Origin of the sequence: Pseudomonas typographi, assembly GCF_014694385.1 — a bacterium.
GTDB lineage: Bacteria > Pseudomonadota > Gammaproteobacteria > Pseudomonadales > Pseudomonadaceae > Aquipseudomonas > Aquipseudomonas typographi.
On the sequence record NZ_JAAOCA010000042.1, the window covers coordinates 1 to 18,904 of the forward strand.

General features: G+C 60.7%; 16 protein-coding genes and 1 pseudogene. 6 read left to right on the forward strand and 11 right to left on the reverse strand.

Features of this window, described 5'->3' with window-relative positions; translation table 11 throughout:
- Together HAQ05_RS24220 and HAQ05_RS24225 are read left to right on the forward strand one after the other, a co-directional pair.
- Positions 1 to 100: IS3 family transposase (locus HAQ05_RS24220; protein ID WP_169836660.1), on the forward strand; the 100-nt coding region annotated here is incomplete at its 5' end.
- A 103-nt stretch (positions 101 to 203) separates the two neighbouring features.
- On the forward strand, positions 204 to 782 hold the full coding sequence (locus tag HAQ05_RS24225) for a TetR/AcrR family transcriptional regulator (protein WP_190425755.1): 579 nt from the start codon (positions 204 to 206) through the stop codon (positions 780 to 782).
- A 362-nt stretch (positions 783 to 1,144) separates the two neighbouring features.
- On the opposite strand, the pseudogene HAQ05_RS24230 reads toward HAQ05_RS24225, so the two are convergent.
- A pseudogene (locus HAQ05_RS24230) lies at positions 1,145 to 1,606 on the reverse strand (tyrosine-type recombinase/integrase); the annotation flags it as partial.
- Between the two features lie 925 nt (positions 1,607 to 2,531).
- Here HAQ05_RS24230 and HAQ05_RS24235 point away from each other — a divergent pair.
- On the forward strand, positions 2,532 to 3,728 hold the full coding sequence (locus HAQ05_RS24235; protein WP_190425757.1) for an IS256 family transposase: 1,197 nt from the start codon (positions 2,532 to 2,534) through the stop codon (positions 3,726 to 3,728).
- Positions 3,729 to 4,212: 484 nt separating this feature from the next.
- Here the strand turns inward: HAQ05_RS24235 and HAQ05_RS24240 are convergent, their stop codons facing one another.
- The 5 genes from HAQ05_RS24240 to HAQ05_RS24260 form a co-directional block, all read right to left on the reverse strand.
- Complete coding sequence (locus HAQ05_RS24240; protein WP_190425759.1) at positions 4,213 to 4,611, reverse strand: type II toxin-antitoxin system death-on-curing family toxin; 399 nt, start codon at positions 4,609 to 4,611, stop codon at positions 4,213 to 4,215.
- Complete coding sequence (locus HAQ05_RS24245; RefSeq protein ID WP_190425761.1) at positions 4,611 to 4,781, reverse strand: acetyltransferase; 171 nt, start codon at positions 4,779 to 4,781, stop codon at positions 4,611 to 4,613. Before HAQ05_RS24245 ends, HAQ05_RS24240 begins: the two co-directional genes overlap by 1 nt.
- A gap of 547 nt (positions 4,782 to 5,328) precedes the next feature.
- Positions 5,329 to 6,906, reverse strand: coding sequence for a glutamine-hydrolyzing GMP synthase (guaA, locus tag HAQ05_RS24250; protein ID WP_190425763.1), 1,578 nt, complete (start codon positions 6,904 to 6,906; stop codon positions 5,329 to 5,331).
- Positions 6,907 to 6,981: 75 nt separating this feature from the next.
- Positions 6,982 to 8,451: an IMP dehydrogenase gene (gene guaB / locus HAQ05_RS24255; protein WP_190425766.1), complete on the reverse strand. Its 1,470-nt coding sequence runs from the start codon at positions 8,449 to 8,451 to the stop codon at positions 6,982 to 6,984.
- A gap of 77 nt (positions 8,452 to 8,528) precedes the next feature.
- A complete protein-coding gene (locus HAQ05_RS24260; protein WP_190425768.1) occupies positions 8,529 to 9,080 on the reverse strand; it encodes a sugar ABC transporter ATPase in 552 nt (183 codons plus the stop codon).
- Between the two features lie 150 nt (positions 9,081 to 9,230).
- Here HAQ05_RS24260 and xseA point away from each other — a divergent pair, with 150 nt between their 5' ends.
- The 3 genes from xseA to leuA all read left to right on the forward strand — a co-directional run bounded on the left by xseA (position 9,231) and on the right by leuA (position 13,462).
- Positions 9,231 to 10,610, forward strand: coding sequence for an exodeoxyribonuclease VII large subunit (gene xseA, locus HAQ05_RS24265; protein WP_190425771.1), 1,380 nt, complete (start codon positions 9,231 to 9,233; stop codon positions 10,608 to 10,610).
- Between the two features lie 2 nt (positions 10,611 to 10,612).
- Positions 10,613 to 11,446 (forward strand): M23 family metallopeptidase, encoded by an 834-nt coding sequence (locus HAQ05_RS24270; RefSeq protein ID WP_190425774.1) that lies wholly within the window; start codon positions 10,613 to 10,615, stop codon positions 11,444 to 11,446.
- 345 nt (positions 11,447 to 11,791) lie between these two features.
- A complete protein-coding gene (leuA, locus tag HAQ05_RS24275; protein ID WP_190425777.1) occupies positions 11,792 to 13,462 on the forward strand; it encodes a 2-isopropylmalate synthase in 1,671 nt (556 codons plus the stop codon).
- Between the two features lie 10 nt (positions 13,463 to 13,472).
- On the opposite strand, the gene HAQ05_RS24280 is transcribed toward leuA, so the two are convergent.
- From HAQ05_RS24280 to HAQ05_RS24300, 5 genes are all read right to left on the reverse strand, one after another.
- On the reverse strand, positions 13,473 to 14,270 hold the full coding sequence (locus HAQ05_RS24280) for an amidohydrolase (RefSeq protein ID WP_190425779.1): 798 nt from the start codon (positions 14,268 to 14,270) through the stop codon (positions 13,473 to 13,475).
- Complete coding sequence (locus HAQ05_RS24285) at positions 14,258 to 15,406, reverse strand: pyridoxal phosphate-dependent aminotransferase (protein ID WP_190425781.1); 1,149 nt, start codon at positions 15,404 to 15,406, stop codon at positions 14,258 to 14,260. Before HAQ05_RS24285 ends, HAQ05_RS24280 begins: the two co-directional genes overlap by 13 nt.
- Positions 15,407 to 15,503: 97 nt before the next feature.
- Entirely contained in the window at positions 15,504 to 16,964 is a 1,461-nt protein-coding gene (der, locus tag HAQ05_RS24290; protein WP_190425783.1) for a ribosome biogenesis GTPase Der, read from the reverse strand.
- A 116-nt stretch (positions 16,965 to 17,080) separates the two neighbouring features.
- Positions 17,081 to 18,232, reverse strand: a complete 1,152-nt coding sequence (gene bamB / locus HAQ05_RS24295; protein WP_202988111.1) for an outer membrane protein assembly factor BamB — start codon at positions 18,230 to 18,232, stop codon at positions 17,081 to 17,083.
- The gene (locus HAQ05_RS24300; protein WP_190425786.1) at positions 18,225 to 18,866 is read right to left on the reverse strand and encodes a tetratricopeptide repeat protein; all 642 of its coding nucleotides are present in this window, start codon (positions 18,864 to 18,866) and stop codon (positions 18,225 to 18,227) included. The genes bamB and HAQ05_RS24300 overlap by 8 nt, the downstream gene beginning before the upstream one ends.
- Positions 18,867 to 18,904 lie beyond the last annotated feature (38 nt).

Here is an 18,904-nt window from a genome sequence, read left to right on the forward strand (position 1 = left end):
GGATTCATACATTCGCTGGTACAACGAGAAAAGAATCAAGATTTCCCTCGGCGCTCTTAGTCCCATTGAGTATCGTGAGAGCCTGGGTCTCGCGGCATAACCAGTCCAAGTTTTTGTCCGCATCCCCCCGTACGGTTTTCTGTACCATATGGATCAGTGATCCAAATATATGGATCAGCGATCCACTTGTAAAGAGCCAACCCATGCGAGCCGACGCAAAAAAGAATTACAGCCACATCCTCACGGTCGCGCGTGAGGTCATCACGGAGCAGGGTGCCGATGCGTCGATGCGCGATATCGCCCGCCGGGCAGCCGTCGGCTTGGCCACGCTGCTTCGTCATTTCCCGACGCGAGAGGCCTTGTTTGAAGCGTTGCTATGCACGAACCTGGACGCACTGACGCAGAAGGCAGACGAACTCGAAACGTCGAATTCGCCTGGCGAAGCGCTCGTGTCCTGGTTCAGTGAATGGGTGGCCTTTGCCCAAAGCTATAGAGGCGTTGTCGCCCTGATGGCGGCCGCCCACACGAACCCGGACTCCGCTCTCTATGCTTCATGCGCAGCGGTGCACTCGGCGAGCGCGCGACTACTGCGCCGTGCTCAGGCCGAAGGTACGGCGCGTACCGATATGAATGGGGACGACCTGTTCGGCCTGATGGCGGCGCTCGGCTGGCTCGTCGATCTACCCCCATTCGCGCCACGGGCAAATCATCTCGTTCACGTTATTACGGACGCCATCCTGGCAAACCGGCCTAGCAGCGATGTCAAGAAGCCAACGCGCTGAATCAAGTCGGCAGCGGATAGCCATTGCCGAGGCGTTGAGCGAGCGTGCGTGCAATGTAGGGCGATCAAAGGGCCCATTTGAGAACCGCCGAGACCAGCAGCCCGTCCTGATTGTGTGACGCGCACGTGGCGCTCAGGCGATTGGGGCCATGTGGACGACTGATCCCGAACCCGGACAGAACTGCGTGTTATTCAATTCCCGGCATACGTTGCCGCCCGATCTCCCAAGACACACGACCGCCGCGGCCTGCGCCAATTGCGCCGGCGCAGCTTCGCCAGCAGATTGCGCGCGAGGACGACGCGCTGCCCGCGATGCTCGGCCAGTCTCTGTTTGGCCAGGAAGTCGGCGCACTGGCGCAGCGCGTCCTTGACCTTGTCGCACAAGGCCCGCAGGTCTTCGGTTTGGATTCCGGTCAGCAGACGATTGCGAAAAACAGGCAGGATGTCTCGGTCGAGGATGTGCTTGCGCATGGCATGGGTGCTATCGGCCAACCGTGCATTGGCCAGCCATGCTTCCATTGCCGCGCCAAAGGTCTTGATGGCAACCACCCGCCGCTTTTCGCGCTGTTTTTCAAGCGCGGGGGATATACCTACCTGAACGGATTTACGCGCCTCCAGGAGCAGTTGGCGCGCCATCGCCAGCGAGATACCGCCCGGGCCATAGCGCCCTAGGGTCAGCGTCTCGCGGCGGCCGTGGAGCCGGTAGTCGTAGCGGAAGGTGACGGTACCGCTGGGCGATACCGTCACGTACATCCCGTCTCGGTCAGAAGCCTTATAAAACTCGGACTTAGGCTTGAGATTTCGCAGAGCAGTGTCGGTAAGCATCAAGGATTTTCTCCGGTTTTTTGACGGCTTTTACCGTCAGGGACCTGGAGACCTGCTGATGCCCGGAAAGCCGCGTAAAACAAGCTTTCCCGAGAAGACTTTTACCGTCAAAGACGGTAAAAGTCTCAATAGTGAACGGGAGTGTCTTAATCCGGCCTCGATTCTTACCGCCAGCGCCACCGTCAACTTGTTTTGCTAGCCGGCGATAGCCATCGATAGATGCCGCGACGTATTTACCTGTTAAATCAACACGTTAGGGCGAGCTTTCGATAGCTGGCGATAGTCCTCGAAGGACGTCAAATCACTCCCACTCTATTATCAATAATTAAATAATCTCCATAAATATCAGTGAGTAACCGTCACAGATACCCCCTATGCCACGAAAAACGCCAAGCTAGTGAAGCCGAATTTCACAGATTCTGCTTTGACCACGTCACACAGCGAAGCCTGCTCAGCATCGAGCTAGAAACCCGGCACTCAAAATGGAACATAATCAGATTTTTTGAGCTGCGGCAGCTACCCTCATGAACCGATACGTGCCACCCAAGCCACGCTCCCCGTTGTCGGAGCTAACCCAGCTTCTTACGCCCGGCACGCTGGGGTTCTATACCCATTTTGAATGTACCGAGCTGTTCGCCAGTTGTCCCGATCAGGGCGGCACCATCAATATATTTACGCTGTTGGTCGCCGTGGAACAGCCTGATCTTGACCTAGCAGCTCCCTGCTTCCTGACACCAAAACCTATTCGAATCAAATCGCTGAATGGCTGGAGTTTTGGCCTCCGCCGTTACGCGGTGCGATCGTGTCCCAGGAAGTGGTGTAACTGAACCAACCAAAGGCGCCCTGCGGGCGAAAGAGGATGGTCATCGTGGTTCTTGGCTACTGTTGAGTTTGCGAAGACCAAACACTCACCAGAGAAACCACGATGACCAAGCCCACTATCGCATTGACTGAGTGGGTTGAGAAAGGGGCAGACGCTGATCTGCTCAAGCACATGATCCAGTTCGTCGCACAGCGGATGATGGACTTCGACGTTGAAAGCCTGTGCGGCGCCGGATTCGACGTCAAAAGTCCTGACCGCATAAACAGCCGCAACGGTTACCGCGACCGCCTTTGGCAAACCCGTGCCGGCGACGTTGATCTGAAGATCCCCAAACTGCGTCAAGGCAGCTACTTTCCTGGCTTCCTGGAACCGCGTAGAACTGCTGAGAAGGCGATGGCAGCAGTGATTCAGGAAGCCTACATACAGGGGGTTTCCACACGCTCGGTCGACGAGTTGGTCAAGGCCATGGGCATGACTGGCATCTCGAAAAGCCAGGTATCCAGACTCGCGGGCGAGATCGATGAGCGCGTCAATGCGTTCCTGGATCGACCACTTGAAGGCGACTGGCCGTACCTCTGGATCGACGCTACCTACGTTAAAGTGCGGGAGGCAGGCCGCATCGTTTCGGTCGCGGTCATAATCGCCGTGGCCGTGAGCACCCATGGCGGACGGGAAATTCTGGGCATGCGGGTTGGCCCTTCCGAAGCTGAGCCGTTCTGGACGGACTTCCTGCGCAGCCTGATGCGCCGTGGCTTGCGCGGGGTAAAGCTGGTTATCTCTGACGCTCACGAAGGCCTCAAGGCAGCTGTCGCCAAGGTCTTCCACGCGACTTGGCAGCGCTGCCGCGTGCATTTCATGCGCAATGCGATGGCCCAAGTCGGCAAGGGCCAGCGCAGCATGGTGGCGGCGTTACTGCGCACAGTCTTTGCTCAGGACAGTCGCGCTGAATGCCATCACCAATGGCGCCTGGTGGCCGACCAATTACGCGAGAAGTATCCGAAAATCGCGGCGCTAATGGACGGTTGCGAAGATGAAGTGCTGGCGCACATGGCCTTCCCGAAAGCCCATCGCCAGCAGCTGCACAGCACCAATCCGCTGGAACGGCTGAACGCCGAGATCAAGCGGCGCACTGATGTCGTGGGTATCTTTCCTAACGATCCGGCGATCACCAGGCTGGTCGGTGCGATGTTGCTGGAGCAGAACGACGAATGGTGCCTGCAAAGGCGCTACATGCAGTTGGAGGCCTTCGAGGCGGTCAGCGATAATCCGCAGGCCAAGCTGTCGGCCGTGATCAACTAAACGGCAAGCTCAGTGGCTAAGGCCATGATGAGTTACACCACTTCCTGGGACACGATCAATATCCTAAACGAAACACCCTAACAATGATGTTTAAACTTGAGCCTTATGCTTACATTAGACCGCTCATCAAAATCCCAATCTTAATAATTAATTTTTTCAATCGAGACAATATAGAAGCCCACTACCAAATGGACTTCTTACTGCGAAGAGGAAGTATTTACAATGAGCTGTCAACAGACGAAAAACGACCCATGAATATCACCACGCAAAAAAACAGTACTCACGAGGCGCAGCCAGCCTCCCTCATCGCAATGGCAGCCGGTAGCTGATGCTCCGGGACGGGCGGAAATTAATCTGAATAACCATCGGCTACAATTCCACCAGCAGTTCAACTACACATGACGAAATGGCCTCGAGAACTTCGCTATTACCTAATCATGACTGCGGCTAATCGAGCCGTCAAAATTGACAGGCCTTCCTAGTGCTAAACCTGATTTTGAGAAGCGATGAAACAGGAGTAAAGAACATCAGCGAAATCATGCTCATTGATATCGCCGACAACCAAATCCCTAACGGCATCCGCTAGCAAATCATTATCTAGAGTAATTTCATAATCATTGAGCGAAAGGTACTCCAAGCCGACCGCAAGCCCGGTACGCTTATTCGCATCAGGTAGTGCGTGGCCTTGCGCGATGCTGGCAGTGTACTTAGCAGCAATTTCAAATACATCGTCAAGGCCATTATAGGCGATCGCATTATCGATTCGTGCCAGCGCACCTTGCAAGGTCGGAATATTTACCGCCCCCTTCATGCCGGGCTCGGTAGTCAAGATATGAGTGTTTATCTCAATAACACGCTCAAATGGAAAGAAGATCAACTCCATTACATGTCAGCCAACTTCTGAAAGGTCTTCTTGTGAGTCCTGAGAACGAGCTTGGTTTCTGAATAAACGATCTGCTTACCCGAGTCGCCACCCAAGTCCAGCTTCTTGATGGCTTTAACTTTAGGCCTCTCTACTATGGATACGCCATAGCTGTTCAGCTTGTGGTTCATGACTTAGTACCCCAAACGGTCTGATCAATTTCTGCTCACACGGTAGCACACTGAGAGGCAAGAAACACCGAGCTGTCGATAGCGTCTTACGCCGCTTGCCGATTGGCATCAGTGCCACGCCAGCGCCCACCTCATCATCAGTCATTACTGAAAGAAAAGGCATCTGCAGCGGTAGTGCGTCGATACGTTCAATCACGCTGACCTGAGGCGAACGCCATAACTGCTCTCAAATCACATTCGTATCGGGCACGATCATTGATGGTCACTGACCGAAGGGGCGTCTGCTCGAACGAACTTTCAGAGGCAGTAAACTCCTCATCCGTCAGGCTTGCCTCGCGCCCCCCCACGGCTAGCAGCGAGCCCAGCTTGACGCCGCCCGGCGGTTTCACCGTAGCCTCCAAAAAGTCTAGCATCTCGTCCTCGAGCCTGCGACCGGGTTGAAAAGCCGGTACAGGGATCTGCCAGTTTCGGAAGGTGACAAATGAAAAAAGCCCGCTACTCAGCGGGCTTTTTCGTTAGTCAACACAGGCCCTTAGCAGGCGTAGGCTCACTCCCACTCAATCGTCGCCGGCGGCTTACTCGACACATCATAAGTCACCCGCGAAATCCCCTCGATCTCATTGATAATCCGCCCACTCACCGTCTCAAGCAGTTCATAGGGCAGGTGCGCCCAGCGGGCGGTCATGAAGTCGATGGTTTCCACCGCGCGCAGGGCCACCACCCAGGCGTAACGGCGGCCGTCGCCGACCACGCCCACTGATTTCACCGGCTGGAACACGACGAATGCCTGGCTGACCTTGTGGTACCAATCGGCTTTGCGCAGTTCTTCGATGAAGATATGGTCGGCACGGCGCAGCAGGTCGGCGTATTCCTTTTTCACTTCGCCGAGGATGCGTACGCCCAGGCCCGGGCCCGGGAAGGGGTGGCGGTAGACCATGTCGTAGGGCAGGCCCAGTTCCAGGCCGAGCCTGCGCACTTCGTCTTTGAACAGTTCGCGCAGCGGTTCGACCAACTGCAGGTTCATTTCTTCCGGCAGGCCGCCCACGTTGTGGTGTGACTTGATCACGTGGGCCTTGCCGCTTTTGGCGCCCGCCGATTCGATCACGTCGGGGTAGATGGTGCCTTGGGCAAGGAACTTGATGTTGGCGAGCTTGCTAGCCTCGGCATCGAACACATCGATGAACGTGCGGCCGATGATCTTGCGCTTTTTCTCCGGGTCCGCCTCGCCTTCAAGGTTCGCCAAAAACTGCGCCTCGGCGTTGGCGCGGATCACTTTAACGCCCATGTTCTCGGCGAACATGGCCATCACCTGCTCGCCTTCGTGCAGGCGCAGCAGGCCGTTGTCGACGAACACGCACGTTAGGCGATCACCAATGGCGCGGTGCAGCAATGCCGCGACCACCGAGGAATCGACGCCACCGGAGAGGCCCAACAGTACATGGGAACTGCCGACTTGGGCGCGCACCTGGGCGATGGCGTCTTCGACGATGTTCGACGCTGTCCACAGCGCTTCGCAGCCGCAGATGTCGAGCACGAAGCGCGAGAGGATGCGCCCGCCCTGCTTGGTGTGGGTGACCTCCGGGTGGAACTGCACGCCGTAATAGCCGCGATGGTCGTCGGCCATGCCGGCGATCGGGCAGCTTGGTGTGCTGGCCAATACGTGGAAGCCGGCCGGGATTTGCGTCACCTTGTCGCCATGGCTCATCCACACGTCCAGGCCGAATACGCCATCGTCGTCGATGTGGTCTTGGATGCCCTCGAGGATGCGGCTTTTGCCGACCACATCGACACGCGCATAACCGAACTCACGCAGGTCGGAGCCTTCGACGCGGCCGCCGAGCTGCTCGGCCATGGTTTGCATGCCATAGCAGATACCGAACACCGGCACCCCCAGCTCCCATACGGCGTGTGGCGCGCGTGGGCTGTTGGCTTCGTGCACCGACTCGGGGCCGCCGGCGAGGATGATGCCGCGCGGGGCGAATTCGCGAATGGCGGCATCGCTCATGTCGAACGGATGCAGCTCGCAATACACGCCGATCTCGCGCACACGGCGGGCGATCAACTGGGTGTACTGTGAACCGAAGTCGAGGATAAGGATTCGGTGGGCGTGGATGTCGAGGGCCATGGGCTCAGGTTCTCTTCGAATCAAAATGAAGCGGGGCTGTACTTAACAGCCCCGCAAACACACAACAATTACCTATCAACCTACGCGATAGTTTGGCGCTTCCTTGGTGATCTGCACGTCGTGAACGTGAGATTCGGCCATGCCGGCGCCGGTAATGCGGACGAACTCAGGCTTGGTACGCATTTCTTCGATGTTCGCACTGCCGGTGTAGCCCATCGACGAACGCAGCCCGCCCATCAACTGATGAATGATCGCCGCCAGGCCACCCTTGTACGCCACCCGGCCCTCGATGCCCTCGGGCACGAGTTTTTCGGCGCCTGCCGAAGAGTCTTGGAAGTAGCGGTCCGACGAGCCCTGGGCCTGGGACATGGCGCCCAGCGAACCCATGCCACGGTAAGCCTTGTACGAGCGGCCCTGGAACAGTTCGATTTCGCCCGGCGCCTCTTCGGTGCCGGCGAACATCGAGCCCATCATCACCGAGTAGGCCCCGGCCACGATGGCCTTGGACAAGTCACCGGAAAAACGGATACCGCCGTCGGCGATCAGCGGTACACCCGAGCCAGCAAGGGCCGCGGCGACGTTGGCGATGGCGCTGATCTGCGGCACGCCGACGCCGGCGACGATACGGGTGGTGCAGATCGAGCCTGGGCCGATACCGACCTTCACCGCATCGGCACCGGCTTCGACCAGGGCCTTGGCGGCGGCGCCAGTGGCGATGTTGCCACCGATCACTTGCACGTGCGGGTAGTTTTCCTTGACCCAGCGTACCCGGTCGATCACGCCCTTGGAGTGGCCGTGGGCGGTGTCGACCACCACCACATCGACACCCGCGGCCACTAACGCGGCCACGCGCTCACCGGTGTCCTGGCCGGTGCCGACCGCGGCACCGACCCGCAGGCGCGCTTGTTCGTCTTTGCTGGCCAGCGGGTAGGCCTTGGCCTTCTCGATGTCCTTCACGGTCATCATGCCCTTGAGCTGGAAGGCATCATCGACGATCAAGACCTTTTCCAGGCGGTGCTTGTGCAGCAGCTCGCGCACTTCGTCCTTGCCAGCGCCTTCGCGCACGGTGACCAGCCGCTCGCGCGGGGTCATCACTTCACGCACGGGGATGTCCAGGCGCGTTTCGAAGCGCACGTCGCGGGAGGTGACGATGCCCACCAGGTCGCCGTCATGCAGCACCGGCACGCCGGAAATATTATGCTGGCGGGTCAATTCGAACAGGTCGCGCACGGTGGCGTCGGCCTCGATGGTGATCGGGTCTTTCACCACGCCGGCTTCGAACTTCTTGACCTTGCGCACTTCAGCGGCCTGCTGGTCGATGGTCATGTTCTTGTGGATGATGCCGATGCCGCCTTCCTGGGCCATGGCGATGGCCAGGCGGGCTTCGGTCACGGTGTCCATCGCGGCGGACACCAAGGGGATATTGAGTTCGATGCCGCGGGTAAAACGGGTCTTGAGACTGACTTCGTTAGGCAGCACGTCGGAGTAACCGGGCACTAAAAGAATGTCGTCGAAGGTCAGGGCTTCTTGGCTGATACGCAGCATCGCGGGGGCTCCCGTGCGGGAAAAATGGAAGCGCGCCATTATACCGATATGGCGGGCGCCACTCAACGCAGGAATGACTATTCGAGCACCGCGCTGACCAAGCGTACCGGGAACCCGAGGCGCTCGGCGAACGCATCGAGAAAAGCCGGCTTGAACCGCGCCGGCGCCCAGCCATTGAAAATGAAACCTAAATTGGAAAAACCACAGGGCTGCAGAAACAGAAACCCATTGATATCGTCTTCGAACCCGCACAGCGGGCACATGAAGTTATCGGTGTCGCCGGGGTACCACTCATCCAGGCTTTCGAACAATGGCTCGCCCACTTCACGGCGGCACTGCGGGCAGCCGGCTTCTTCGATAAAGCCCTTGGCCGGGGTGTAGATACAACGCCGCGTAATGATTTGCAGGCCATTGACCGCCGCGCCGAAGGGCAGCGCCTGCGGGTGCTCGACCACCCGCCGCGCGCCCTCTGCGATGCAATAGGCCATGCGATCGCCAGCCAGGCCGCAGGTGGTGAGCTGGCTATCGACAACGTTTTTGTGGATCAACCAACGCAACATTCTACCGGCCGCCGCTTCGTGGGCGGGCAACGTCGAAATCTGCGGGACAATAATGCTCTGGTTTGCCATAGGGCCTGCTGGGCTTACGTAAAACCGCCGGATAGTGGCTTGAAACCGGCGTTCATTCAAGCCTTGCCGCGTGAACGGTAGGCGCGCATAAGCCGCCGCACAGGCCGGAAAAACACGCCCGCGGCGCAGGTTTTTCTTTATGATGCAGCCATGATGAATGATCCCTTTGCCAGGCTCGGCCTGGACCGCGAAGTACTCACCGTTGGCCAGTTGAACAACCGCGCGCGCCTGTTACTGGAGGACGTGTTCGGCAGCGTATGGGTCGAGGGCGAAATTTCAAACTTGGCGCGGCCTGCCTCTGGCCACGTGTATTTCACCCTCAAAGACGCTGGCGCCCAAGTGCGTTGCGCGCTGTTTCGGCAGAACGCGGCGCGGGTGCGCCAGGCGCTGCGCGAGGGCTTGGCGGTCAAGGTACGCGGCAAGGTGTCGCTGTTCGAAGGCCGTGGCGATTACCAGTTGATCCTCGACACCGTAGAGCCCGCTGGCGACGGCGCCTTGCGCCTGGCCTTCGAGGCGCTCAAGGAGAAGCTCGCCGGCGAGGGGTTGTTCAGCAGCGAGCACAAGTTGCCCCTGCCTAGCCACCCCAGGCGTATCGGCATCGTCAGCTCGCCGAGCGGTGCAGTGATCCGCGACATCATCAGCGTATTTCGCCGGCGCGCCCCGCAGGTGCAATTAACCCTGGTGCCCACCGCGGTGCAAGGCCGCGAAGCCATCGGCCAGATCGCCCGCGCCATCGCCCTGGCCGACCGCGCCGGCTTCGATGCGATCATCCTGGCCCGGGGCGGCGGCTCGCTGGAAGACCTCTGGTGTTTCAATGAAGAAGAGGTCGCCCGTGCCGTGGCGGCCTGCGCCACGCCGATCGTCAGCGCCGTGGGCCACGAAACCGACGTGTCGATCAGCGATTTCGTCGCCGACGTGCGCGCCCCTACCCCCTCGGCCGCCGCCGAATTACTGGCACCGGACAACAGCGACCTGAAACTACGCCTGGATAGCCTGCAGCAGCGCCTACTGCTGCGCCTGCGTAACCGCCTGGCCCACGACCAACTGCGCCTGGATGGGCTGGCCCGGCGCCTGCGCCACCCTGGTGAACGCTTGCGGCAACAGGCGCAGCGCCTGGACGACCTCGACATGCGCCTGCGCCGGGCGTTCGAGCGGGCACACGCGTTGCGCCGCCAACGTGTGGCGCAATACGACGCACGCCTGGCCGCCCAGCACCCCGGCCGCGCCGTGGCCCTGCTGCGCCAGCGCCTCGAAACACTGGCGCAGCGCCTGCCCAAAGTGATGAACGACCAGCTCAAGGCGCGCCGCCTGCAGTTGCAGGCGCAGGCGCAAACCTTGCACGTGGTCAGCCCGCTAGCCACCCTGGGGCGCGGCTACAGCATTCTGCTGGACGATCGCGGCCAGGCCGTTCGCCGCGCTGAGCAAGCCCCGCCCGGCCAGCGCCTGCACGCACGGCTGGGCGTAGGTGAGTTGACCGTAAGGGTGGAAGACAACCATCTCACCCCGGTAAACCTTTCGCTGCTGGATTAACCATGTACCGATGGCTTTGCGCAGCCCTACTCAGCCTGGCTACCTTGCCGGCACTGGCAGACAGCTACCTTACCCGGCTGCTGAACAAACCGGTGCCCGGCGGCGTGGCGGTACTCGACCTGGGTGGCAGCACAGCCGCCCCCCAAGCGTATTTCGCCGGCAAGGCGGTATTGGTGATCAAGGAACAGGCTACCTGGCGCGCCGTGGTCGGCTTGCCCCTGAGCCTCAAGCCAGGGCCGCAGGCGCTGCAGGTGCGCCAGGCGGGCGGCGAGCGCAGCGTCGCCTTCTCCGTGGGCAGCAAGCGCTACCCGGAACAACGCATCACCCTGCAGAACAAACGCCAAGTCAACCCAAACCCGCAAGACCTCACACGTATCGCCGCCGAACTGGCCGAGCAAACCCGCGCTTACCAAAGCTTCAGCGGCACCATACCGAGTAACCTGTTGCTGGATAAACCGGTGAACGGCCGGCTGTCTAGCCGCTTCGGCGTGCGCCGCTTCTTCAATGGGGAGGAACGCAACCCACACGCTGGGTTGGATTTCGCCGTGCCGGCAGGCACCCCGATCAAAACCCCGGCGGCCGGCAAAGTGATCCTGGTGGGTGACTATTTCTTCAACGGCAATACGGTGTTCGTCGACCATGGCCAGGGCTTTATCAGCATGTTCTGCCATATGTCGGCAATCGATGTTCGACTGGGCCAAGCGTTAACCCGTGGCGCCGTGGTTGGCCGGGTAGGTGCCACCGGCCGCGCCACAGGGCCGCATATGCATTGGAACGTAAGCCTTAATGACGCGCGGGTAGACCCTGCCATTTTCATTGGCGCGTTTCAGCCGTAGCAGTTGGTTACACTCCAAAAGGGCGACGCCTTGCGCGGCCTGCTTTGCCCCGGGCAATCAGGCCCAAAAACAGCGCCACTATCCAAGATATTCTGCTGCGCTACAGCCTAGTTTGAGATTTTCTACCAAATTTTCTGATGTGCTTGCGATGTTCCCCTGCAATGGTTAGGTTTAAGCCATGAACAACGCACGCACCCACATTTTGCTTCGCCAGCACCGCAGCCTGTGTTTGGTCAGCTACCGACTGCCAGGCTGAATCGCTGCGCCTCGCCCCTGTTTGCCTCCATTTCCCAGTATTCCAAGGCCCCGCCGGCCCAATGGCCGCCGCCAATAAGGATCAGCCTGATGAGCATGCTCAAAGACCCATCGAAAAAATATCGCGCCTTCCCCACCATCGACCTGCCTGACCGCACCTGGCCGTCCAAGGCCATTACCGCGGCACCGATCTGGTGCAGTTCAGACCTGCGCGACGGCAACCAGTCGCTGATCGAGCCGATGGATGCTGAGAAAAAGCTGCGCTTTTGGAAAACCCTGGTCGCGGTAGGCGTGAAAGAAATCGAAGCGGCCTTTCCCAGCGCGTCGCAAACCGACTTCGACTTCGTGCGCACGCTGATCGAAGGCGGCCATGTACCGGCTGACACCACCATCCAGGTGCTGACCCAGGCCCGTGAAGACCTCATTGCCCGTACCTTCGAATCGTTGCGTGGGGCGAAAAAAGCCATCGTGCACCTGTACAACGCCACCAGCCCGGCCTTTCGCCGCATCGTGTTCAACCAAGACAAGGCAGGCGTGAAAGCCATCGCCGTGAACGCCGCCCAGTTGTTCCTGAAATACGCCGCCCAACAGCCTGAAACCCAATGGACGTTCCAGTACTCGCCGGAAACCTTCAGCGCCACGGAACTGGAGTTCGCCAAAGAGGTGTGCGACGCGGTGATCGAGGTGTGGAACCCGACGCCGGCGAACAAGATCATTCTCAACCTGCCGGCCACGGTCGAAGTGGCCACGCCGAACGTATACGCCGACCAGATCGAGTGGTTTTGCCGCCACATCAACCGCCGCGACAGCGTGATCGTCAGCCTGCATACCCATAACGACCGTGGCACCGGTGTAGCTGCTACCGAGCTGGGCCTGATGGCGGGCGCTGACCGTGTCGAAGGCTGCTTGTTCGGTAACGGCGAGCGCACCGGCAACGTAGACCTGGTCACCTGTGCGCTGAACCTCTACACCCAAGGCGTCGACCCGCAGTTGGATTTTTCCGACATCGATGGTGTGCGCAAGGTGGTCGAAGAATGCAACCAACTGCCGGTGCACCCGCGCCATCCGTATGTGGGCGACTTGGTCCACACGGCGTTTTCCGGCTCGCACCAAGATGCCATTCGTAAGGGCTTCTCGCAGCAGAAGGGCGATGCACTGTGGGAAGTGCCCTACCTGCCGATCGACCCCGCCGACATCGGCCGCAGCTACGAGGCGGTGATCCGGGTGAACAGCCAATCAGGCAAAGGCGGCATCACCTACCTGCTGGAGCAGGAGTACGGCATCTCGCTGCCGCGCCGGATGCAGATCGAGTTCAGCCAAGTGGTGCAGCGTGAAACCGACCGCCTGGGCCTGGAAATGACCGCACAGCAAATCTACGCGCTGCTGCACCGGGAGTACCTGCAGGCCAACTTGCCCTATGCATTGGTCAGCCACCGCCTGGCGGAAGAAAACAGCAGCAGCGCGGTGAACGTTGAAGTCAACTGCGACGGCGAAACCCTGCACTGGAAAGGCCAGGGCAACGGTGCGCTGGAAGCCCTGGTGGCGAGCCTGCCGATCAGCGTCGAGATCATGGATTACAGCGAGCATGCCATCGGCGCCGGCACGACCGCCAAGGCCGCGGCCTACATTGAGTTGCGCGTGGCCGGCGAGCGCCCGCTGCATGGTGTGGGTATCGACGAAAACATCACCACCGCCAGCTTCAAGGCCCTGTTCAGCGCGTTGAACCGGGCGTTGAGCGAGAAGGAAGCGAAAGCGGCCTGACCGCCCGGCGTTAACGCGCGGCCAATTCGAAACTGTCGGCATCCAGGTGCGCCGGGAAGCGCGCCCGGTAAGCCGAGAGTTGCGCCGCGCCCAGGCACACTTGGAACACCCCGTCGGCATCGCCGGCGCACAGCAGCGTCTCGCCCTGGAAATCCAGCACTTGGCTGTCGCCAGCGTAGGCAAAGCCTTTGCCATCGGTGCCCACGCGGTTCACCGCCGCTACGTAGCACAGGTTTTCAACCGCGCGTGCTGGCAACAGGCGGTTCCAATGCAGGCGCCGGGCACCCGGCCAGTTGGCGGTATACAGCAGCAGGTCAGTGCCCTCGCCATCGCGGCTCCACACGGGGAAGCGCAGGTCGTAGCACACCAGTGGGCGCACCCGCCAGCCCTTGACCTCGAACACCATCCGCTGCTCGCCGGCCGTATAGTGCTCATGTTCACCGGCCATGCGGAACAGGTGGCGCTTGTCGTAGTGCAGCAGCTCGCCGGTGGGCGTGGCCCACAGCAGGCGGTTGCGGTAGGTCCCATCTTCAGCCTGGATGATCACACTGCCGGTGATCACCGCGTTACATTCGGCCGCCTTGCGCAGTAGCCACTGGCTGGTGGGCCCGTGGGGCGCCTCGCATAACGCGGCCGAGTTCATGGTGAACCCGGTGGTGAACATCTCCGGGAGGATGATCAGATCAGCCCCTTGGGCGTGTTCGAGCAAGCTGTCGAACTGGCTGAGGTTAGCGGTTCGGTCGTGCCACGCCAGCGTAGTTTGCACCAGCGCAACGGCCAGGTCGGGGAGTGAACTCATATCGCGCATAGTTTGGCTGCGGCTTCCCGCAAGGTCTCCTCACGTTTGGCGAAACATAGGCGAACCAAGCGCTGCTCGCGAACCGGCTCATTGTAGAACACCGATACCGGAATGCAGGCTACGCCGTGCTCCTTGGTCATCCAAAGCGACATGTCGACATCGTTCAAGTCGGGGCGGATCTGAGCATAGTCGACCAGCTGAAAATAAGTGCCTGGCGTGCGCGTGAAGCGAAAGCGCGAACCTTGCAGCAAGTCGCAGAACAGGTCCCGCTTGGCCTGGTAGAACCCAGGCAGTTCATCCAGGTGCTCGGGGTGCGCCGCCATGAAGTCTGCCAACGCCCACTGTATCGGGGTAACCCCGCAAAAGCTGACGAACTGGTGAACCTTGCGCAGTTCAGCGGTCAGCGCAGGCGGCGCGACCACGTAGCCGGTTTTCCAGCCGGTTACATGGTAGGTTTTACCGAACGAACTGACCACGAAGGCCCGCCGGTACAGGGCCTCGCAGGCGAGCACGCTGGCGTGGGCCACGCCGTCGTAAATCAAGTGCTCGTACACCTCGTCGCTGACCACGTAAATATCACGCTCACCGATCAGCGCCGCTAACTGGTCGAGGTCCGCGCCACTGAACACCGCCCCACTCGGGTTGTGCGGGCTGTTGAGCATGATCATGCGCGTGCGCGGGCCAATGGCATCGCTCAGCCGCTGCCAATCGATGGCGAAGGTGGCCGGGGCCAGCGGTACGTGCACGCAGCGCCCCCCGGCCAGTGCCACCGAAGGCTCGTAGCTATCGTAGGTGGGGTCGAAGACGATCACCTCGTCACCAGGGCGGATCACCGCCTGGATCGCGCAGAAGATGGCCTGGGTAGCGCCCGGCGTGATGGTGATCTCCCGCTCAGTGTCGACCGTTACCCCATAAAAGCGCGCCAGCTTATGCCCAACCTGTTCACGCAGGGCGGGCAGGCCGGTCATCGGTGGGTATTGGTTATGCCCGTTGGCCACATGGTAGGCAACCGCATCGCGCAAGGCCTGCGGGCCGTCAAAATCGGGAAACCCTTGGGACAGGTTGATGGCGCCCACCTGAGCGGCGAGCTGCGACATGGTGGTAAAGATGGTCGTGCCAACATTCGGCAACTTGCTGCTGATCATGGTTTTATCCCGCCTAGCTAAAACACCGAGTGCCAAAGACCCGGCAGGATAGCCTAGCGCAGGGGCCGCCGGCAAAGGCCGCCCTGCCCTACGGGTATCAGCGCTTGTCCTTGCGCTTCTTTTCGGCCTTTTTGTGGTGCGACATCAACCGGCGCTTCTTGTTGACCTGGCGGTCGGTCAAGGTGTTCTTCTTGCCCTCGTAGGGGTTTTCGCCGCCCTTGAACTCAATGCGAATCGGCGTGCCAACCAGCTTGAGCACACGCCGGTAGGTATTTTCGAGGTAACGCACGTACGAGTTGGGGACTTTTTCGGTCTGGTTGCCGTGGATCACGATCAGCGGCGGGTTGGCGCCACCCAGGTGGGCATAGCGCAGCTTGATCCGGCGGCCATTGACCATGGGCGGCTGGTGGTCGCTGACGGCGTCTTCGAGGATCTGCGTCAGGCGGCTGGTGGGCCAACGGGTGACCGCTGACCTGAACGCGGCCTGCACTGAACCATACAAATGGCCGACGCCGGTGCCGTGCAGCGCCGAAATGAAGTGAATGTCGGCAAAGTCTACAAAGAACAGCCGGCGTTGCAGCTCGGTCTTCACGTAGTCGCGTTCGCCCGGCTGCATGCCGTCCCATTTGTTCAGCGCGATCACGATGGCGCGCCCGGCCTCCAGGGCGAAGCCCAACAGGTTGAGGTCGTGGTCGACCACCCCTTCACGGGCGTCCATCACGAACACCACCACATTGGCGTCCTTGATGGCCTGTAACGTTTTGACCACCGAGAACTTCTCGACTTCTTCGTGGATTTTGCCGCGCTTACGTACCCCTGCGGTATCAATGAAGGTGTATTTTTCGCCGTCCCGCTCGAAGGGGATATAGATACTGTCGCGGGTGGTGCCGGGCTCATCGTAGGTGATAACCCGCTCTTCACCGAGCATGCGGTTGACCAGGGTCGACTTGCCCACGTTGGGCCGGCCGATGATGGCGATTTTGATACCGTCCTTTTCGCTCGGGCCAGGGATGCGTACCGCTTCTTCGCCCTCGGCGACGTCTTCGAAAGTGGGCGCTTCCGGGTCGCGGGGGAACTCACCCAGGCACGCTTCGAGCAGGTTATTGACGCCACGGCCGTGGGCGGCAGCCACTGGGATGGCATCACCCATGCCCAGCGGGGAGAACTCCGCACGGGCCACGTCCGGGTCGAAGTGGTCGATTTTGTTGGCCACCAGCAGCGAGTGCTTGTTCCGCTTGCGCAGGTGCTCGGCGATCATCTGGTCGGCGGCGGTAAAACCGGCACGGGCATCGACCATGAACAGCACCACGTCGGCTTCTTCGATGGCCAGCAGTGACTGCTCGGCCATTTTTTCATCCATGCCTTGCTCGTCACCGGAAATGCCACCGGTGTCGATCACGATATACGACCGCCCCTGCCAGAGCGCCTCACCGTATTGGCGGTCGCGGGTCAGGCCGGCAAGATCGCCCACGATGGCATCACGGCTTTTGGTCAGGCGGTTGAACAGGGTGGACTTCCCAACGTTGGGGCGGCCCACCAGGGCGATTACGGGAACCATGCGGCTCTCCAACGAAATTCATGAAAATGCAAAGGCCGCTGCAAGGCAGCGGCCGGGTGTTTCGCCCGGCTCACCGGGCTGCCCGGGGCAGGTATGCCCCAAGCATAGTCAACGCATCACTTGGCGGTCAGCGCCTCGAGCTTGCCGCTGTTGCCGTAGACATAAATCATGTCGCCGACCACCAGTGGGCGCGCCCGCAGGCCATCGCTGTCTACGCGGATGCGGCCGACGAAACGGCCATCGACCTGGCTGAGCAAGTGCAGGTAGCCTTCCATGTCGCCCACGGCGATGTAGCTGGAGAACACTTCCGGCGCGGTCAACTGGCGGCGGGCCAGTTGGTCGTTGCTCCACAGCCCGGTGGTCGAGCGCTCATCGACGCCTTCGACCGTACCGCTGGCCTCCGCCACGTAAAGGCTGCCGAAGCCTTGGGCAACGCCGGCATAGCTCGATGCTTCCCGCTCCCACACGGTACGGCCGCTTTGCAGGTCTATCCCAGCCATCTTGCCCTGGTAGCTGGCCACGTAGAGCACACCGCCGGACAGCAGCAGGCCGCCGTCGATGTCTACGACACGGTCCAGTTCCGAACGGCCCTGGGGGATTGCCACGCGGTTTTCCCAGACTGGGGTGCCGCTGTTGATGTCCAACGCGACTACTTTACCGCTGGACAGCCCGGCGATCGCCAATTGGTTGGTCGCCAGCGGCGCGCCGGTACCACGCAGGGTCAACACTGCCGGGGTGCTGTCATACACCCAGCGCTGGTCGCCGGTGTTGGCATCCAGGCCGACCAGGCGGTCATCCTGAGTTTGCACCACCACCACGTCACCGTTGGTCGCAGGCGGTGCCAGCACTTCGGCTTTCACGTTGGCCACCCACTTTTGCTCGCCCGTGGCCGAATCCAGCGCCACGACGTCCCCACGCAGGGTGCCGACGATCAGCAGGCCATAGCCCACGCCTACCGCGCCGGAGATCGGCCGCTCAAGGTCTTTTTTCCACTGAACGTCGCCGGTCATGCGGTCCATTGCCATGACGACGCCGGTCACGTCGGCGGCATAGAGCGTGTTGTTCTCCACCGCCGGTACCAACATGTTGTAAGTGTCGCCCTGGCCATCGCCCACGCTGCAGCTCCAGACCTTGGCGAGGCTGACCTCTTCCTTGAAATCCTGCAGTTCGGCCGGGGGCAGTTCCTTCTTGCTGTTGCTGCTGCAACCCACCACGGCCAGGGCCAGCGCCAACAGCGCCACATGTTTCCATCGCATCACGTCAGGCATCCCCTTTGGCCAGGTCGTCGAGCTTGGTCTGCAGGCCACCGACCGCAGCGTCATCGGGCAACGCGGCCTTGGCCTTCTGGTAAGCGGCGAACGCATCATCGGTGCGCCCCAGGCGCACCAACAGGTCGCCCTTGAGTTCTTCACGGCTGGCAACAAAAGCCTTGTCGGCTTCGCCGTCGAGCAGCTTGAGCGCTTGCTCGGCTTTATTCTGAACCGCCAGCACTTGGGCAAGGCGCTCGCGGGCGAGCTCCCCCAAGGTGGCGTTGGCGGGCTTATCGACTACCGCCTGCAGTTGCGTGGCCGCGTCGTCCAGCTTGCCCGCGCCAACTGCTACCTTGGCCACGAACAGCTTGCCGTATTGGTCGTAAGCGGTGCCGGCGAAGTTCTTGTCGAGCTCGCCGGCCAGGTAGTTGACCTTGGGCAGGTCGGGTTTGCCATCCGGGCTAAGCGCGGCCTCGACCAATTGCTGATACAGGTTGGAGGCGCCCTGGGCCTGGTTGGCCTGGTACCGCTGCCATGCCTGCCAGCCGAATACCACCACCAGCGCCAACAGGCCACCGGTGACCAAAGGCTTACCATTGCGCTGCCACCAGTCCTTCAATTGGACCAGCTCTTCATCATCGCTACCAGACACCCCGATACTCCTATGTTCGAATACTGCGCGTTGCGCGG

Excerpts from the sequence above, each read along its gene's own strand:
- HAQ05_RS24225 (WP_190425755.1), top strand. The coding sequence starts at position 204 with ATGCGAGCCGACGCAAAAAAGAATTACAGCCACATCCTCACGGTCGCG.
- HAQ05_RS24235 (WP_190425757.1), top strand. The coding sequence starts at position 2,532 with ATGACCAAGCCCACTATCGCATTGACTGAGTGGGTTGAGAAAGGGGCA.
- HAQ05_RS24240 (WP_190425759.1), bottom strand. The coding sequence starts at position 4,611 with ATGGAGTTGATCTTCTTTCCATTTGAGCGTGTTATTGAGATAAACACT.
- HAQ05_RS24245 (WP_190425761.1), bottom strand. The coding sequence starts at position 4,781 with ATGAACCACAAGCTGAACAGCTATGGCGTATCCATAGTAGAGAGGCCT.
- guaA (WP_190425763.1), bottom strand. The coding sequence starts at position 6,906 with ATGGCCCTCGACATCCACGCCCACCGAATCCTTATCCTCGACTTCGGT.
- guaB (WP_190425766.1), bottom strand. The coding sequence starts at position 8,451 with ATGCTGCGTATCAGCCAAGAAGCCCTGACCTTCGACGACATTCTTTTA.
- HAQ05_RS24260 (WP_190425768.1), bottom strand. The coding sequence starts at position 9,080 with ATGGCAAACCAGAGCATTATTGTCCCGCAGATTTCGACGTTGCCCGCC.
- xseA (WP_190425771.1), top strand. The coding sequence starts at position 9,231 with ATGATGAATGATCCCTTTGCCAGGCTCGGCCTGGACCGCGAAGTACTC.
- HAQ05_RS24270 (WP_190425774.1), top strand. The coding sequence starts at position 10,613 with ATGTACCGATGGCTTTGCGCAGCCCTACTCAGCCTGGCTACCTTGCCG.
- leuA (WP_190425777.1), top strand. The coding sequence starts at position 11,792 with ATGAGCATGCTCAAAGACCCATCGAAAAAATATCGCGCCTTCCCCACC.
- HAQ05_RS24280 (WP_190425779.1), bottom strand. The coding sequence starts at position 14,270 with ATGCGCGATATGAGTTCACTCCCCGACCTGGCCGTTGCGCTGGTGCAA.
- HAQ05_RS24285 (WP_190425781.1), bottom strand. The coding sequence starts at position 15,406 with ATGATCAGCAGCAAGTTGCCGAATGTTGGCACGACCATCTTTACCACC.
- der (WP_190425783.1), bottom strand. The coding sequence starts at position 16,964 with ATGGTTCCCGTAATCGCCCTGGTGGGCCGCCCCAACGTTGGGAAGTCC.
- bamB (WP_202988111.1), bottom strand. The coding sequence starts at position 18,232 with ATGCCTGACGTGATGCGATGGAAACATGTGGCGCTGTTGGCGCTGGCC.